Origin of the sequence: Flavobacterium glycines, from assembly GCF_900100165.1 — a bacterium.
GTDB classification, from domain to species: domain Bacteria; phylum Bacteroidota; class Bacteroidia; order Flavobacteriales; family Flavobacteriaceae; genus Flavobacterium; species Flavobacterium glycines.
Map to the genome: position 1 here is coordinate 22,996 of NZ_FNEO01000005.1, position 16,035 is coordinate 39,030.

Annotated in this window: 18 protein-coding genes; 16 read left to right on the plus strand and 2 right to left on the minus strand. The window is 34.4% G+C overall.

Annotated elements, in window-relative coordinates; translation table 11 throughout:
- The first annotated feature begins 113 nt into the window (after window positions 1–113).
- The 6 genes from BLR17_RS11945 (at window position 114) to BLR17_RS11970 (ending at window position 6,020) form a co-directional block, all read left to right on the plus strand.
- The gene (locus BLR17_RS11945; protein WP_066330011.1) at window positions 114–962 is read left to right on the plus strand and encodes a chromate resistance protein ChrB domain-containing protein; all 849 of its coding nucleotides are present in this window, start codon (window positions 114–116) and stop codon (window positions 960–962) included.
- 80 nt (window positions 963–1,042) lie between these two features.
- On the plus strand, window positions 1,043–2,209 hold the full coding sequence (locus BLR17_RS11950; protein ID WP_066330012.1) for a chromate transporter: 1,167 nt from the start codon (window positions 1,043–1,045) through the stop codon (window positions 2,207–2,209).
- Window positions 2,206–2,934 carry a superoxide dismutase gene (locus BLR17_RS11955; protein WP_066330013.1) on the plus strand — a complete coding sequence of 243 codons (729 nt, stop codon included), beginning with the start codon at window positions 2,206–2,208 and terminating at the stop codon, window positions 2,932–2,934. The genes BLR17_RS11950 and BLR17_RS11955 overlap by 4 nt, the downstream gene beginning before the upstream one ends.
- A 255-nt stretch (window positions 2,935–3,189) precedes the next feature.
- Window positions 3,190–4,602, plus strand: coding sequence for a 23S rRNA (uracil(1939)-C(5))-methyltransferase RlmD (gene rlmD, locus BLR17_RS11960; RefSeq protein ID WP_066330014.1), 1,413 nt, complete (start codon window positions 3,190–3,192; stop codon window positions 4,600–4,602).
- A 94-nt stretch (window positions 4,603–4,696) separates the two neighbouring features.
- Window positions 4,697–5,221 carry a DUF6452 family protein gene (locus BLR17_RS11965; protein WP_066330016.1) on the plus strand — a complete coding sequence of 175 codons (525 nt, stop codon included), beginning with the start codon at window positions 4,697–4,699 and terminating at the stop codon, window positions 5,219–5,221.
- Window positions 5,193–6,020 carry a DUF6048 family protein gene (locus BLR17_RS11970; protein ID WP_066330017.1) on the plus strand — a complete coding sequence of 276 codons (828 nt, stop codon included), beginning with the start codon at window positions 5,193–5,195 and terminating at the stop codon, window positions 6,018–6,020. The genes BLR17_RS11965 and BLR17_RS11970 overlap by 29 nt, the downstream gene beginning before the upstream one ends.
- 170 nt (window positions 6,021–6,190) lie before the next feature.
- On the opposite strand, the gene BLR17_RS11975 is transcribed toward BLR17_RS11970, so the two are convergent.
- Complete coding sequence (locus BLR17_RS11975; RefSeq protein ID WP_066330019.1) at window positions 6,191–6,427, minus strand: hypothetical protein; 237 nt, start codon at window positions 6,425–6,427, stop codon at window positions 6,191–6,193.
- Window positions 6,428–6,545: 118 nt separating this feature from the next.
- Complete coding sequence (locus BLR17_RS11980; protein WP_066330020.1) at window positions 6,546–7,703, minus strand: THUMP domain-containing class I SAM-dependent RNA methyltransferase; 1,158 nt, start codon at window positions 7,701–7,703, stop codon at window positions 6,546–6,548.
- A 159-nt stretch (window positions 7,704–7,862) separates the two neighbouring features.
- Here BLR17_RS11980 and BLR17_RS11985 point away from each other — a divergent pair, with 159 nt between their 5' ends.
- The 10 genes from BLR17_RS11985 to BLR17_RS12030 all read left to right on the plus strand — a co-directional run bounded on the left by BLR17_RS11985 (window position 7,863) and on the right by BLR17_RS12030 (window position 16,034).
- Window positions 7,863–8,627 carry a class I SAM-dependent methyltransferase gene (locus BLR17_RS11985; protein ID WP_066330025.1) on the plus strand — a complete coding sequence of 255 codons (765 nt, stop codon included), beginning with the start codon at window positions 7,863–7,865 and terminating at the stop codon, window positions 8,625–8,627.
- Between the two features lie 70 nt (window positions 8,628–8,697).
- Window positions 8,698–9,393: a ZIP family metal transporter gene (locus tag BLR17_RS11990; RefSeq protein ID WP_066330217.1), complete on the plus strand. Its 696-nt coding sequence runs from the start codon at window positions 8,698–8,700 to the stop codon at window positions 9,391–9,393.
- 3 nt (window positions 9,394–9,396) lie between these two features.
- Window positions 9,397–10,314: a hypothetical protein gene (locus BLR17_RS11995; RefSeq protein ID WP_066330026.1), complete on the plus strand. Its 918-nt coding sequence runs from the start codon at window positions 9,397–9,399 to the stop codon at window positions 10,312–10,314.
- Window positions 10,315–10,381: 67 nt separating this feature from the next.
- A complete protein-coding gene (gene murQ / locus BLR17_RS12000; protein WP_066330027.1) occupies window positions 10,382–11,200 on the plus strand; it encodes an N-acetylmuramic acid 6-phosphate etherase in 819 nt (272 codons plus the stop codon).
- A gap of 61 nt (window positions 11,201–11,261) precedes the next feature.
- The gene (locus BLR17_RS12005; protein ID WP_066330032.1) at window positions 11,262–11,483 is read left to right on the plus strand and encodes a DUF6095 family protein; all 222 of its coding nucleotides are present in this window, start codon (window positions 11,262–11,264) and stop codon (window positions 11,481–11,483) included.
- On the plus strand, window positions 11,484–12,056 hold the full coding sequence (locus BLR17_RS12010; RefSeq protein WP_066330033.1) for a pentapeptide repeat-containing protein: 573 nt from the start codon (window positions 11,484–11,486) through the stop codon (window positions 12,054–12,056).
- Between the two features lie 48 nt (window positions 12,057–12,104).
- Window positions 12,105–12,479, plus strand: coding sequence for a DNA topoisomerase IV (locus BLR17_RS12015; RefSeq protein ID WP_066330034.1), 375 nt, complete (start codon window positions 12,105–12,107; stop codon window positions 12,477–12,479).
- 42 nt (window positions 12,480–12,521) lie between these two features.
- Complete coding sequence (locus tag BLR17_RS12020) at window positions 12,522–13,292, plus strand: TerC family protein (protein ID WP_066330035.1); 771 nt, start codon at window positions 12,522–12,524, stop codon at window positions 13,290–13,292.
- A 148-nt stretch (window positions 13,293–13,440) separates the two neighbouring features.
- The gene (locus BLR17_RS12025) at window positions 13,441–15,378 is read left to right on the plus strand and encodes a DUF294 nucleotidyltransferase-like domain-containing protein (protein WP_066330036.1); all 1,938 of its coding nucleotides are present in this window, start codon (window positions 13,441–13,443) and stop codon (window positions 15,376–15,378) included.
- Window positions 15,378–16,034 carry a 3'-5' exonuclease gene (locus BLR17_RS12030; RefSeq protein ID WP_083189596.1) on the plus strand — a complete coding sequence of 219 codons (657 nt, stop codon included), beginning with the start codon at window positions 15,378–15,380 and terminating at the stop codon, window positions 16,032–16,034. Before BLR17_RS12025 ends, BLR17_RS12030 begins: the two co-directional genes overlap by 1 nt.
- The last annotated feature ends 1 nt before the right edge of the window (window position 16,035 follow it).

A 16,035-nucleotide genomic window follows, 5' to 3' on the forward strand; every position in this document is an offset into this window, starting at 1 on the left:
AAAATACTGTAATTGTAATTTTTAATTCAGTTTATTAAACAGCCTTTCAAATGAAAGGCTGTTGATTTTAAGATATATCAGTAAATTAGAAAACAATATTAAAAACTTACAACATGAAATGGATTACCAGAGAACGTCCAAAAATTGACCGAATAGCCTCTCCTTGGCTAATAAAAACTTTTGTCGATAAAGATGCTGAATTTATTTATGTTCCATTTAGCGAAGTTTTGGATAAAGCAAAAGAATTAAATGCCATCCCATTTGACATTCCTAATGTCGAATTTACACACTATGAGGAAAAAAGCACGTTTGATTACATTGTGAAAAAATATCAAATCACAGACCCTGCTATCCTGATTATTGCTGACATTGTTCGTGGCGCAGACACCGACAGACACGATATTGCAAAAGAATCGGCGGGACTTTGGGCAATTTCAGCGGGACTTTCCTATAACATTACCGATGATTATAAGTTATTAGAAAACGGAATAATTATTTACGATGCATTATACAGTTGGGCAACACATTTATACAAACAAAATCATTTACAAAATAGCCCTTTCGAAAATCTGTTGCACGAAGTGTATCTTAAATTTTTAAAGGAGAAAAAAACAACTAATAAAAAAGCACCGGCTTGGGTCAAAGATTTAAAAGCAATTATTCAGGATCAGATTGATACTCAATTTACTTTTGATTTAAAAAAAATTTCTAATGATTTAGAAATCAACCCCTCTTATTTATCAAGAGAGTTTTCCAAGTATTTTGATGATCTTAATTTTGGTGATTATGTTAGAAAATTACGAATCGAAAAGGCAATTAATCTAATTGAGAACTCATCCTACACGCTAACGGAAATAGCCTATATGACCGGATTTTCAGACCAAAGTCATTTTACGAGAATTTTCAAAATACATACAGGAAAAAATCCATCTTCTTACCGTAAAAAAAACACAAAAAAGTAATTCAGATACAAAAAGTAAACAGCATACTATTTCTATTTTATTAGCATTTATAGTTTTGTTTTCTTTAATAGAAAACAGAAATGAAACATACTCCAACATACTCGTTAAAAGAATTAGTATTGTATTTCCTAAAGTTAGGAACAATTGGATTTGGTGGTCCAGTTGCTTTAGTCGGCTATATGCATAAGAATTTAGTCGAAGATCGAAAGTGGATATCAGAAGAAGAATACAAAGAAGGTTTAGCTTTAGCACAATTGGCTCCTGGTCCATTAGCCGCACAATTAGCAATTTATCTTGGTTTTGTACATTACAGTTTTCTGGGAGCAACTTTAGTGGGATTTGCCTTTATTCTACCATCTTTTATAATGGTTGTATTATTGGGAATCGTTTATAAATTATACGGAGGATTGTCTTGGATACAAGCTGTCTTTTATGGTGTAGGTGCCGCCGTTATTGGTATTATTGTAATGAGTTCTTATAAACTTACTACAAAATCTATTGGAAAATTTAATTTATCCTCTTTTAAAACCAATTGGTTATTATGGCTGTTTTTTATAGTTGCGGTAGTGATAACATTGGTTACACAACAGGAACAGGTTTTATTATTTGTATTTGCCGGACTTTTGTATATGTTTTTCAAAGCTCCTCCAAAATGGTTCAATAACAAAACCGCCAATTCTGTTGTTCTCTTGCAAATGGGCTTTTGGAGCTATGATAATTCAACCCTAATAAAAATTGCCCTCTTTTTTGCGGAAGCCGGAGCATTTGTATTTGGTAGCGGACTGGCAATTGTACCCTTTTTGCATTCGGGAGTTGTGGTAGAAAATCAATGGCTGTCAGAACATCAATTTGTAGATGCCGTTGCCGTTGCAATGATTACTCCTGGTCCTGTTGTTATTACAGTTGGTTTTATTGGTTATTTAGTTGCTGGTTTTCCAGGTGCTATGGTTGCTGCTTTAGCCACATTTTTACCTTGTTATTTATTTACAATTGCTTTAGCACCATCCTTTAAAAAAATTGCACAAAATCAATCTATCAAAGCTTTTGTAGATGGTATTACAGCCGCTGTTGTGGGGGCTTTGGTTGGAGCTGTAGGAGTAATTGCTTCCAGAAGTATTTTAGATATTCCAACAACACTTATAGCTATTGCAACAATTTTTGCTTTACTTTATATCAAGAAAATCCAAGAACCTTATATTATTGCTGTTGCGGCAGTTGTAGGGGTTGTTATAAAATTACTACTATGAACAGAAAAGATTTTTTAAAATCGGGTACATTGTTTGGTGCAGCTGCGTTAGTGCTTCCAACTACCAATGCGTTTGCTGAAAATTTAACAGATAATTCGATTGACAAATTAGTAGATGCCAATGGTAATTATATTCAACAAACCTTACCTTATAGCGAAAGTTTTTTAGAACCTTATATGGATGCAGAAACCTTGCATCTCCATTATACTTTTCATCACGGCGGAGCAGTGAAAGGAGCTAACAAAGATTTACAAATGATAAAAAAAGCTTTGGATGAAAATAATCTGGAGACTGTTGATTTTTGGACAAAAAAACTATCTTATCATTTTTCATCTCATATTTTGCATTCAATTTTTTGGACAAATCTAACCAATAAAAGTAATTTGCCGAAAGGTGATTTATTAAAGCGAATTGAAAAAAGCTTTGGCAGTTTCGAAAGATTAAAAGTATTAATTGCTGCAACTGCCAAAAATGTTGATGGCAATGGTTGGGGTATTGTGGCATACCAGCCTTATAGTGATAGTCTTGTAGTTTTACAATGCGAAAACCACGAAAAATTAACACAATGGGGTGCGATTCCAATATTAGTCATTGATGTTTGGGAACATGCTTATTATTTAAAATACAAAAACAAACGTACCGATTTTGTAGATGCTCTCTTCAATATTATTAATTGGGACAATGTAGCGTTGCGATTAAATGATGCCTTAAAATTAACATTGTAAACTTTAAAGTTAACTCTATAGCCTGATTCTGAAATTATTAAAAGACAATCAAGCTATCTCTCCACAGTTATTTGTTTTATTTCTATTGTTTGTGTCTCTCTCCTTTCCACAAACACAGCACAGTCACGATAAAAAGAGTAGTTCCTTGCTAACAAATATTTGTTCTAAAAGTGAATTAGCTACAAAAAACATCTGTTTTCAAAAATATTTCCCAAATTGAATTTATAAAAGCGTACAAAAACTTATTTTTGCGCCATGGGTAGAAAAAATACAGACAAAGTTGTCTTTCATCAGATAAAAGTCCTTGATGCAGGTGCAAAAGGCGTTTCGGTAGCGAAAGCTCCCGATGGTAAAGTAGTGTTTATCCCGAATGTGGTTCCGGGTGATGTGGTGGATGTGCAAACATTCAAGAAACGCAAGGCGTATTACGAGGGAAAAGCAGTGAAATTTCACGAACTTTCAGAACACCGTGTGGATCCAATTTGTGAGCACTTTGGAGTTTGCGGCGGTTGCAAATGGCAAAACATGAACTACGACCAACAGTTGTTTTACAAACACAATGAGGTAAAAAACCACCTGCAACGCATTGGAAAAATTGAACTTCCTGAGTTTGAACCAATCTTAGGTTCGGAGAAAAAGTTTTTCTACAGAAATAAAATGGAATTTTCGTTTTCAAACAGCCGTTGGTTAACCGAAGCTGAAATTGGAAGCGATGAAGATTTAGGAAACAGAAATGCCCTTGGTTTTCATATTCCAAAAATGTGGGACAAAATCCTGGACATCAAAAAATGTCATTTACAGGAAGATCCATCGAACGCGATTAGAAACGAAATTCGTGATTTTGCTAATGCAAATAATCTGACTTTCTTTAATCCAAGAGAACATTCCGGTTTGTTAAGAACGGTGATGTTACGTACGGCTTCGACTGGTGAAATCATGCTTTTGATTCAGTTTTTCGAAGATGATAAAGCTAATAGAGAATTGTTATTGGATCATATGTATGCCAAATTCCCGCAAATTACTTCGTTGCAATATGTGGTGAACAATAAGGCGAATGATACGCTGTATGATCAGGACATTAAATTATACAAAGGACGCGATTACATCCTGGAAGAAATGGAAGGTTTGAAATTTAGCATTAATGCGAAATCTTTTTACCAAACCAACTCGGATCAGGCTTACGAATTATACAAAATTACCCGAGATTTTGCCGGATTAACCGGAAATGAAACTGTTTACGATTTATATACCGGAACGGGAACTATTGCACAGTTTGTTTCTAAAAAAGCTAAAAAAGTTATTGGTGTAGAAAGCGTTCCTGACGCAATTAAGGATGCTAAAGCCAATGCTGAACGCAATAACATTGACAATTGTGAGTTTTTTGTTGGTGATATGAAAGTAGTTTTCAACGATGCTTTCATTGCACAACACGGACAACCGGACGTAATTATCACCGATCCGCCACGTGACGGAATGCACAAAGATGTGATTGAACAAATCCTGAAAATTGCTCCTGAAAAAGTGGTATATGTAAGCTGTAATTCGGCTACACAAGCCCGTGATTTAGCTTTAATGGACGAAAAATACAAGGTAACTAAAGTGCGTCCTGTAGACATGTTCCCGCAAACGCATCACGTGGAGAATGTGGTATTGTTAGAAAGACGATAAAAAAAGTTGGCAGTATGCAGTAGCAGTAATCAGTATTAACCATGCTGAACACTCAAAACTGAACACTCAAAACTGAACACTGAATAATTATTACATGAAGAAAATAATAGTACTCTTATTGATTAGCTGCCTCTCCTTCTCCGGTTGTGAGAAAGACGATATTTGTGACGCTAACACAGTAACTACTCCCCGATTGGTGATTACTTTTTACGATTACAACAATGCTTCTGTTGAAAAAAACGTAACCAATCTGAGCATCTTTGCTGACGGAATGGAAGAAGCTGTTACCTTTAGTGGAAGCACTTTAATCAATGGAAGTACGGTTTCCATCCCATTAAAAGTAAATGCTGAAACTACCAAATTTCATTTTATTTTGAATTATGGAAGTACCAATGTAATAGTACCCGCAAACGAAGACATTATTACTTTTAATTACACAACCGAAAACATTTATGTGTCACGTGCCTGTGGTTTTAAAACTAATTATACCTTAAAATCAGACAATCCATTTGTTCACACCGATGCAGCCACTCCTGATTTGAAATGGATGCAATATGTTGCCGTAAAAAATAGTCTTATAGCTAACGAAAATGAAACACACCTTGAAATCTATTTTTAGTAGCTTTCTGTTTTTGTTTTTGCTTTTTGCAAATGCTCAAGAAACCAAAGCACCCGTAAAAGAGAATTTGAACGAAGGTAGCATACCTAAAAATGCTCCTGTAGCCAAAAAAAACACAGCAACTACTCCCAAAACCGATTCTATCATTACTCCTGTAAAAAAAGACCGTTACGGAGTGCGTGTAGGTGTCGATTTATTCAAACTTAGCCGTAGTTTTTATGACAAAGATTATAAAGGAATCGAATTAGTGGGTGATTATCGTTGGGATAAAAAACACTATATCGCCGCCGAAGTGGGTAACGAAAATAAAACTACCGACGACGAACGTTTAAATTTCACCACCAAAGGTTCTTATCTAAAAGTAGGTTTTGACTATAACGGCTACGAAAACTGGCTGGACATGGAAAATATCATTTCTATTGGTTTACGTTACGGTTTTAGTACTTTCAACCAAGAATTGAATACTTTTAAAATTTACAATACCAATCAGTATTTTGGAGAAATTCCTCCTTTAACATCCGGACAAAAATACAATGGTTTAACCGCCAGCTGGATTGAAGTAGTCGCCGGAATGAAAGCCAAAGTTTTCAACAATATATTTGTAGGTTTCAGTCTTCGCTTTAATAGGTTAATCAATAACAAACAACCTGCTAATTTTGAAAACCTATATATTCCGGGCTTTAACAGGACTTATAACGGCGATTTTGGAGTAGGTTTCAATTACACGGTAACTTATTTTGTTCCTATCTTTAAAAAAGTGGTAAAAGCTCCTGAAACTAAAAAAACAGAGAAAAAGTAAGCAGTTTTCAGTCTTCAGAAAGCAGACTTAGTGTAAAAATAAAAACCGCAAATTCGCAAATTATATAATTTGCGAATTTGCGGTTTTTCGTTATGTTGACATTTCTGAATACTGAAACTGTTTTTTGCTTTCTGATCAATGCCTTCTGCAGACTGAAAACTGAACACTTATTATCCTATTTCCCTAATCCCTTTTAGAAAAATCCATTTCATAAATAATTTTTCGCCATCCTTAGTTTTTACAGCCTGAAATTTTGGACCAATTAATGTTGCTACTACAAAAGCCGTAAACGGTTCCCAAAAGCCGCTAAGTCCGCTATAAGAGTGTATTAAATAACGGAATAAAATAAACAAACAGGCAAAAGTTCCCAGCTGATATAAAAATGCTCTTAATTGTAATTTTGTCATTGTTTTTAATGTTGCTAAGGCTCTGAGATACTAAGTTCCTGAGAATTTTATCCTGACTCCTTAATTAATATTTATTACTAACTTTTCTTAGCTACTTAGAAGCTTAGTAACTTAGAAACTACTGTTGAAATTTCGTTCTCTTGCTACCTTCGTACATTTCGTATTTTACCAAACGTGCTTCCAATCCGGCGTTGAATAATTTTATTTTTCGCGATGGTCGCAAACCTACAAACTTCAATGCATCCAGATTTCCTGTAATAAACCAGGCATTGGTTCCCGGATAACTTTGCTTCAAAGTATCGCCTATATTTTTATAGAATTCTTCCATGTGGATATCCAAACGCTCATCATAAGGCGGATTAAATACAATATGCAATTTCCCTTCCGATGTTTTTTCGGTATCAAAGAAATTATTGCCTTCAATACTCACATATTCTTCCAGATTTGCATTTCGGATATTTTCCTTCGCCTTACTCACTGCCGATGGCGCTTTGTCATAACCTTTTATCGTATGATGAAACTCACGCACCTTCCCAAGCAAGCTATCGGTGATTTTGTCAAACAAATCATTATCCCAGTCTTTCCATTTTTCGAAAGCAAATTCTTTACGGTTAATGTTAGCCGGAATATTGCAGGCAATCATCGCTGCTTCAGCAAGGAAAGTTCCCGAACCACACATAGGATCTAAAAAATCCGTTTGTCCGTCCCAACCTGAAAGCAATAAAATTCCCGCTGCCAAAACTTCGTTTATCGGAGCGATATTAGTCGAACTTCGATAACCTCTTTGATTCAAAGGCTTTCCGGAAGTATCTAAAGCTACCGAAACCTGGTCTTTATCGATATGAATGTTGATTCTTAAATCAGGATGTACTTTATCAATACTTGGACGCTGTCCGGTTCTTTCTCTAAACTGATCCACAATGGCATCTTTACATTTTTGAGAAACAAATTCGGTGTGATTGAAATATTCCGAATGCACTGTCGCATCAATCACAAAAGTCTGATTGGCATTGATAAACTTAGACCAGTTTACACTGGAAACTCCTTTGTACAATGCTTTTTCATTATTGGCTCTGAAAGAATAAATCGGTTTTAAGATTTTTAAAGCAGTTCGTAAAGACAAATTGGCCTTGTACATAAAACCTTTGTCCCCTTTAAAACTCACCATTCTCACTCCCTGATCTACGTCCTGTGCTCCTAAATTTCGTAATTCAGTTGCTAATATTTCTTCAAAACCAAAAAAGGTTTTGGCTATCATCTTAAAATTTTCTTCCATCTTTTGCGTCTATTCAAACAGATTGCTTTGCAGGAAATACAATCTGTAATAAAATTTATCTTTTTTTTACCAATTGAATCGTGTTGTATCGACTCTGTTTGGCTATTTTTCCGCAAAAATACACTAAATTTGCGGGATAGAATTAATTGAACAACATAAATGTCTGCAGCACAAAAAACAACTATACCAAATCAAGACCAAACAAACGAAACATGGTTTAGCTCTTGGTTTGACACTCCTTATTATCACATTCTTTACAAAGAACGCAATGACAAAGAAGCGCAGCTTTTCATGGATAATTTAACCCATTATTTAAATCTTCCTGAAAACGCTAAGGTTTTGGATTTAGCCTGTGGCAAAGGTCGTCACGCGATTTATCTGAACCAATTGGGGTTTGATGTTATTGGTGCTGATTTATCTGAAAACAGTATTGCCGAAGCCAGCAAAAATGCGAATGAAACCCTGCATTTTAAAGTACACGACATGCGTGAGGAATTCGAAGAAAAATACGATGCTATTTTTAATTTGTTTACCAGTTTTGGTTATTTCGAAAACGACGATGACAATCTTACAACATTAAAAGCCATCAAAAACAGCCTGTCCGACTACGGATTTGCGGTTATTGACTTTATGAATGTACATCAGGTAATTGACACTCTGGTTCCCGAAGAAGTAAAAACCGTGGATGGCATCGATTTTCACCTGAAACGTTATGTAGCCGACGGTCATATTTTTAAAGAAATTGATTTTGAAGATAAAGGTCAGAAATACCATTTCACCGAAAAAGTAAAAGCCCTGACTTTACAGGATTTTGAAGCCATGATGGAAGAAGCGGGGATTTATCTTTTAGACATCTTTGGCGATTATAAATTAAAGAAGTTTCATAAAACAGAAAGTGAACGACTTATTCTTATCTTTAAATAGTTTACTTGTTTAATCGTTGAATTGTTTAACCGATTCTACGATTAACCTATTAACCGATTCAACAAAAAAAATGAATTACCTTTTACCCTTACTTTCTGTACTCTTAGGCTACCTGATTGCATTGGTTTTGAAACCAAAAAACAAAAGCAACCTCAAACTGCTATTAGCTTTTAGTGGTTCGTTTTTACTTTCTTTGACGGTAATGCATTTATTACCTGAAATCTACGAAAGTCACGAACATGCTCTTGGTGAAAGTCATGAACAGAATGCGGGAATTTTTATCATGATGGGGATTTTGTTCCAGATTATTCTGGAATTTTTCTCTAAAGGTGCCGAACATGGTCACGTTCACGGACATCCAAATATGTCACATATTCCGTGGTTATTGTTCATCAGTTTGTGTATCCACGCTTTTCTGGAAGGATTTCCTGTAGGTCATAATCATGATAATTTAGCACTGGGAATTGCCATTCATCACCTTCCTATTGCGATTATTTTGACTACATTTTTCATCAATTCACACCTGAACAAACAGGCTATTTTTGCTTTCATGCTTACTTTTGCTTTGATGACACCGCTGGGAACTTTCGCCTCTGATTATCTGACAGGATTAAATGAATACCATAGCGAAATTACCGCTGTAGTAATCGGGATATTATTCCATATTTCGTCAACTATTATTTTCGAAAGCAGCGAAGGACATAAATTTAATATTGCCAAAGTTTCGATGATTGTGTTAGGAATCGCGCTGGCTTATTTTTTATAAAAGATGGAAATCACTTCAAAAAGACATCCTTATAAGTTCTATTTAACTTTAATTTTGTGTAATATAGTTCTAACTATATTCGCTTCTTTTTTATTAATAAAAAGTCTAGAATTAAATAATGGCAAATATGGTCTTGGAACTTTATTTATTTTCGGAATCGCAATTTCAATAACAATTGGATTTATAAAAAATGCATCAAATTTTGTACTAAATACAAAAGGCTTATTTTTTAAAAATATTTTTTATCCCTGGGAAGATTTAACCACTGTAAAATTAACGGGGAAAGGTGATATGGTATTCACCACTGGTGAATGCGCTACTTTAATTTTTAAAGACAATAAAAAAATTGAAATATTCGATGATTTCTATTCTAATATCTCTGATATAAAATGTTATATCCAAAAAAACGTCGTAGACAAGAATGAACAAACAGAAATCTCAACAGAAAAACAATCTTTCATAGATATTAATCAGGAATTCTTTATTCCTTACAAAGGAAATCCTGTTTTTTCATTCAGAGGAATTATGACATGGGGAGTAATCTTGTTTTTCATTCTTATTCCTTTTTTTTCAAAAAAACCCAACAATTCTACTGGGCTTACTTTTATAAGTTTGATTAGCTTGATTTGGTTCTTATTGAACTCAAGAGCAATGTATTTTTTTGAAATATCTGAAAACTTTTTTATCATAAGAAATCATTATTACTTTTGGGTAAAAGACATTTACAATATTTCAGACATCAGAGAAGTTGTTTATGACAGACAACATAAACAGCCTAATAATTTAAGAATAATTTCAAAAGATTTTAATACTAAAACTTACTTTGCCGGTTCCTTAACCGATAAAACTTGGCTAGAAATGAAACAAGAACTAGAAAGTAAAAACATATCAGTAAGAAATCATTGTATTCCAGAAAACTGAATTAAGTTAAACTTCGATTTAACTTAGTACCTTTGAATCTTTGCAACTCAGAAACTCAAAAATAAAAATGACCTTCATAAAAACCACCGAACAATCCTCGAAATACGAACATTTAGAAAAAATGTCGGTTACTGAATTATTGACCAATATCAATAACGAAGACAAAACCGTTCCGCTTGCTGTAGAAAAAGCTTTACCCCAAATTGAAACTTTAGTCACTCAGATTGTTGCTAAAATGAAACAAGGCGGACGTTTATTTTACATTGGCGCCGGAACTTCGGGACGTTTAGGGGTGGTGGATGCTTCGGAATGTCCTCCTACTTTTGGAGTTCCTTTTGATTTGGTTGTAGGAATAATAGCCGGAGGCGACAAAGCCATTCGCAAAGCGGTGGAAAACGCCGAGGACAATGCAACTCAGGCCTGGATTGATTTACAGGAATTCAATATTAACGAAAATGATGTGGTGGTAGGAATTGCCGCTTCGGGAACAACGCCTTATGTTATTGGCGGATTAGAGGCTTGTAACAAAAATAATATTATCACGGGAAGCATTTCCTGCAATGCAGCGAGTCCGCTTTCACAAAAAGCACAATTCCCTATTGATGTGGTCGTAGGACCGGAGTTTGTAACGGGAAGTTCGAGAATGAAAGCCGGAACAGCTCAAAAATTGGTTTTAAACATGATTTCGACTGCCACAATGATCCAATTAGGAAAAGTTAAAGGCAACAAAATGGTCGATATGCAATTGAGCAACAACAAACTCGTTGATCGCGGAACCAAAATGATTATGGGCGAAATTCCCGTAAGCTACGAGGAAGCCGCTCAATTATTAAAAGAACACGGCAGCGTGCGCAAAGCTGTTGATTTTTATAATTCCAAGTTGTGAGTTGAACGTTATGCGTTATATGTCTCTCCCTACTTCTAACTTCTAACTTCTAACTTTAGCCATGGCTACAAACAAAGAATTATTATCCAAAGGCGTAAAATACTTAGCAGGGGCTTTGCCTTTGCTTTTTATAGGACCTTCATTCATTCACAATGCTTTTATGAACCAGCAAAATGTGTGGCATTATCTGGTTTTGGGATTCGGAATAGCATTTTGTATTACTGCAGTAATTTTAGCTTTTAAAGGCTTACAATTCATGATGAAAGCTTTATTTAACGATTAAATGGAAGATTTAATTCACATCCAAAAGACATTTGAAAAAGTAGTTTTCATTAATAAAAAAGTAAGCAATCGCGAATTTGAAGATTGTGTTTTTAAAAACTGTGATTTCTCTAACAGCGATTTTTCAAACAATACTTTTATGGATTGCGAGTTTATCAACTGCAATCTTTCGATGACTTCTTTGGGAGAAACAAGCTTAAAAACCGTGCATTTCTCCAATTGTAAACTATTGGGAATTCAATTTAACCTATGCGCTGATTTTATGTTTGCCGTGAGTTTCAATGACTGCATTTTGGATTATGCTTCTTTTTCGAATAAAAAAATGCCTAAAAGCATTTTCCGTTGCTGTTCAATGAAAGAAGTGAGTTTTATTGGGAGCAATCTTTCGAATTCGGTTTTTGATAATTGCAATTTAGACAATGCGGTTTTTAATGATACCCAATTAAAAGAAGTCAATTTCCTGACAGCATACAACTATAAAATTGATCCCGAATTCAACCCAATGCGAAAAGCAAAGTTTTCGATGCAAGGAATTCCGGGACTTTTAGACAAATACGATATTAAAATTCAATAAATGCACACCCCCTACTCCCTTAGAGAGGAATCTAAACTGATAAATCGAATGAAAAAAATCATACTACTTCCACTACTCTTGCTTTTTGCTTCCTGCTATCAAGCCGAACACAATTGCAAAGATTTTAAAACCGGTAAATTTCGTTTTGAATATGAAGTAAATGGTGAAAAAAAAGTAACACTTTTTGAACGTAACGACAGCATAGAAATTGAAACTTTCGAAGGAAAAACAGATACTGCTTCGATAAGATGGGTAAGTGATTGTGAATACATTCTGAGAAAACTCCACCCTAAAAATATGGCCGAAGAAAAATCAATTAATATGAAAATCTTGACGACTTCGGGAAAATCCTATACCTTTGAATTTGGTATAGTAGGCTCTGACCAAAAACAAAAAGGAACCGTAACTAAAATTTCAGATTAAACAAAAAACCTATAACTCATAACCCATAACTCATAACTCAAAATGGAAGTATTTTTAAATCCCGATGCCTGGATTGCTTTGTTAACATTAACTTTTCTAGAAATTGTACTAGGGATTGACAACATCATTTTCATATCGATAGCCACAGGAAAATTACCCGAAGAAAGCCGTAAAAAAGCCACCAAAATAGGAATGTTTTTAGCCATGTTCATGCGTATCGTTCTTCTTTTTGGAATTACTGTTTTAATTGCAATGAAAGAGCCTTGGTTTACGTTTAATTTTAGTTGGATGCACGCAGAAGTTTCCGGGCAAAGTATTATTCTTTTATTAGGAGGATTGTTCCTGATTTACAAAAGCACTAACGAAATCAGAGAAAAAGTAGACCATAAAGGTGAAGAAGAACAAGAAATTAAAAAGTCGGCGACCAAATCGTTCAGCAGTGTTATTGTACAAATCATTTTAATTGACATTGTATTCTCATTCGATAGTATTTTAACAGCAGTAGGAATGACTAACGGAGTTACCGGTGCCTTATACATTATGATTGCTGCGGTAGTTGTCTCGGTTTTAATCATGATGCAATTTGCCGTTCCTGTTGGAACTTTTGTCAATAAACATCCTTCTATTCAAATCTTAGGATTGTCTTTCTTAATATTAATTGGTTTGATGTTATTGACCGAAAGTGCTCATTTATCAAACGCCTTAATTTTTGGCAGTCATGTAACCCCGATTCCTAAAGGCTATTTGTATTTTGCTATTTCATTCTCATTACTGGTAGAAGTATTGAACATGAAAGTTTCAAAAAAGAAATAAATTCTCTAAATAATATCAAAGAAGCTCCTTAATTAGGGGCTTTTTTGCTTTATAAAACATAAAAATTAATAAATTAGCGTACTAAGAAAACGAGCAACTAGCTTTCTTTTCTCAAACAGATACCAATATAGCCCAAAATATTTTTTTAATGAAAAATACCATTTCGCAAAGAGTAGCCGACTTTTTAAAACACTTTCCACCTTTTAACTTTTTAGATCAATATGATATTGAAAAACTATCTGAAAAAGTTTCCATTATCTACAAGGAAAAAGGTGCTATTATTTTTGAAGAAAACGAAGAAACGCATGACTCTTTTTACGTGGTTCATAAAGGAGCAGTAGAATTACGCAGAAAATCACAAAACAACATTCTGGACATGTGTGATGAAGGTGATATTTTTGGTTTACGTCCCTTAATTGCACACGAAAATTATAAGATGGAAGCCATCGCTCACGAAGAAAGCATTTTGTACGCAATCCCGATTGCTATTTTTAAACCTTATGCTATTAAAAATCATAATGTAGGCGGTTTTATTATTGATAGCTTTGCTTCAAATACCCAAAATCCTTTTTCCAAAAGTCATAGTAAAAAGCTTTACGGAGAGTTTCTTGAAGACGAAAACATGGGAGCTGATGTTATTGATACTGATAACAAGATTTTAGACTTACAACCTATTAAATATTCCAAAAAAATCATTACCTGCTCCAGAGTTGCTACGGCTAAGGAAATTGCAAAAACCATGACAAAGAAAAACGTGGGAGCCATGCTGGTTGTTGAAGATATGTTACCAATAGGTATCATTACCGATAAAGATTTAAGGAATAAAATTGTCACCGGAGATTATTCTATCAATACCACAGCAGATGTAATTATGAATTCGCCCGTAATTACCTATTCTAAAAAAATGACCATTACTCAGGCACAAATGGCGATGATGAAAAGTAATATCAGCCATTTATGTCTTACTAAAGACGGAACGCCAAACACCAAAGTTGTAGGGATTTTATCCAAACACGATGTCATGGTTGCCTTAGGAAACAATCCTGCGGTTTTAATCAAAGCCCTGAAAAGAGTAAAAAAAGTAAAAGAAATAAAACCCATTCGGGCTAAAATCATGCAATTATTGCAGGGCTATTTAGATCAAAACATTCCTATAACCCTTACTTCTAAAATAATTACCGAATTAAATGACACCTGTATTCAAAGAGTAATAGAGTTATCATTGGCAAAAATGAAGACCTCTCCTCCTGCCCGCTTTTCGTGGTTAGCCTTAGGCAGTCAGGGACGTAGTGAACAATTATTACATACGGATCAGGATAATGCGCTTATTTATGAAGATGTACCAGAAATAATTCAAGAAAAAACCAGAAAATATTTTCTGGAATTAGCCTCAGAAGTTAACAAAGGACTTTTTGAAATTGGTTATGAATATTGTCCTGCCGAAATGATGGCTTCTAACCCTAAATGGTGCTTAAGTTTAAAACAATGGAAAGAATTAGTTCATAACTGGATTAGTAAACCCGGAAAAGATGAAGTATTACTTTCTTTCATCTTTTTTGATTATAGTTTATCCTACGGAGACAGAGATCTTGCTAACCAATTATCGGATTATATTTTTGGAGATATTGATGCTAATCCAATTTTTTATGTTCATTTGGTGAGTGGTGCTTTGCAAAGTCCTTCGCCAACAGGTTTTTTCAGACAGTTTTTAGTAGAACAAGACGGTGCGCATAAAGATTTCTTTGATATTAAACGAAGAGCTTTAATGCCGCTGGCAGATGCCGCAAGAGTTTTAATTCTATCACATTCTGTTAAAGGAATTAGTAATACTCCGGAACGATTTGAAAAACTGGCCGAACTCGAACCTCAAAACAAAGATTTGTATTTATCTTGTGCTTATTCGTATAAAACCTTACTCAAATTCCGAACAAAACAAGGCCTATTACACCATGATTCAGGACAATTTATCGAATTAGAAGCGCTAACCAAATTAGAAAAAGTAAAACTTAAAGCTACTTTTAAAACCATCAAAGAATTACAGGAAGTGATTTCAATACGTTTTAATCCCGGAAAAATTACTATATAATGACTCTCAAAGAAAGAATTATAGAATCACTTCAGATATTGGGAATCCTAAAAGAACCCATTGATGAAAAATTAAACAGAACAATCGAATCCGAACGTTTTGTTGTGCTGGATACCGAAACTACGGGTTTTGATTACAACAATGACCGTATTCTTTGCATTGGTGCATTAACATTAGAAAATGGAGTCATTAATTTAGAAAATGTTTTCGAACATTATATAGATCAGGAACATTTTGATAAATCCAGCGTACAAATTCATGGAATTATCCGTAGTGATGTATTGGATCATAAGTCTGAAATTCAGGTTTTACAACTGTTTTTAGACTATATTGGCGATTCAATTATTATTGCACATCATACCTTGTTTGACATGACAATGATTAATAATGCTTTGGCAAGAAACGGTTTAGATAAAATTAAAAATCGAACTTTGGACACAGCCACGTTGTATAAAAGAACTTTAATAAAATCCAACCTGATACAGCATAAGGATCATTACAGCTTAGACGACTTGGCTGACAAATTTGATATAGCAAAAACCGATCGTCATACCGCTGTGGGAGATGCTTACATCACAGCAATTGCGTTTCTTAAAATCATAAAAAAATTGAAAGGAAAAGATCCTGCAATTATGTTGTATCATCTTTTCAGATAAA

Bases quoted from the DNA above. Each gene is read 5' to 3' on its own strand.
- BLR17_RS11945 (WP_066330011.1), top strand. From the start codon at position 114: ATGAAATGGATTACCAGAGAACGTCCAAAAATTGACCGAATAGCCTCT.
- BLR17_RS11950 (WP_066330012.1), top strand. From the start codon at position 1,043: ATGAAACATACTCCAACATACTCGTTAAAAGAATTAGTATTGTATTTC.
- BLR17_RS11955 (WP_066330013.1), top strand. From the start codon at position 2,206: ATGAACAGAAAAGATTTTTTAAAATCGGGTACATTGTTTGGTGCAGCT.
- rlmD (WP_066330014.1), top strand. From the start codon at position 3,190: ATGGGTAGAAAAAATACAGACAAAGTTGTCTTTCATCAGATAAAAGTC.
- BLR17_RS11965 (WP_066330016.1), top strand. From the start codon at position 4,697: ATGAAGAAAATAATAGTACTCTTATTGATTAGCTGCCTCTCCTTCTCC.
- BLR17_RS11970 (WP_066330017.1), top strand. From the start codon at position 5,193: ATGAAACACACCTTGAAATCTATTTTTAGTAGCTTTCTGTTTTTGTTT.
- BLR17_RS11975 (WP_066330019.1), bottom strand. From the start codon at position 6,427: ATGACAAAATTACAATTAAGAGCATTTTTATATCAGCTGGGAACTTTT.
- BLR17_RS11980 (WP_066330020.1), bottom strand. From the start codon at position 7,703: ATGGAAGAAAATTTTAAGATGATAGCCAAAACCTTTTTTGGTTTTGAA.
- BLR17_RS11985 (WP_066330025.1), top strand. From the start codon at position 7,863: ATGTCTGCAGCACAAAAAACAACTATACCAAATCAAGACCAAACAAAC.
- BLR17_RS11990 (WP_066330217.1), top strand. From the start codon at position 8,698: ATGAATTACCTTTTACCCTTACTTTCTGTACTCTTAGGCTACCTGATT.
- BLR17_RS11995 (WP_066330026.1), top strand. From the start codon at position 9,397: ATGGAAATCACTTCAAAAAGACATCCTTATAAGTTCTATTTAACTTTA.
- murQ (WP_066330027.1), top strand. From the start codon at position 10,382: ATGACCTTCATAAAAACCACCGAACAATCCTCGAAATACGAACATTTA.
- BLR17_RS12005 (WP_066330032.1), top strand. From the start codon at position 11,262: ATGGCTACAAACAAAGAATTATTATCCAAAGGCGTAAAATACTTAGCA.
- BLR17_RS12010 (WP_066330033.1), top strand. From the start codon at position 11,484: ATGGAAGATTTAATTCACATCCAAAAGACATTTGAAAAAGTAGTTTTC.
- BLR17_RS12015 (WP_066330034.1), top strand. From the start codon at position 12,105: ATGAAAAAAATCATACTACTTCCACTACTCTTGCTTTTTGCTTCCTGC.
- BLR17_RS12020 (WP_066330035.1), top strand. From the start codon at position 12,522: ATGGAAGTATTTTTAAATCCCGATGCCTGGATTGCTTTGTTAACATTA.
- BLR17_RS12025 (WP_066330036.1), top strand. From the start codon at position 13,441: ATGAAAAATACCATTTCGCAAAGAGTAGCCGACTTTTTAAAACACTTT.
- BLR17_RS12030 (WP_083189596.1), top strand. From the start codon at position 15,378: ATGACTCTCAAAGAAAGAATTATAGAATCACTTCAGATATTGGGAATC.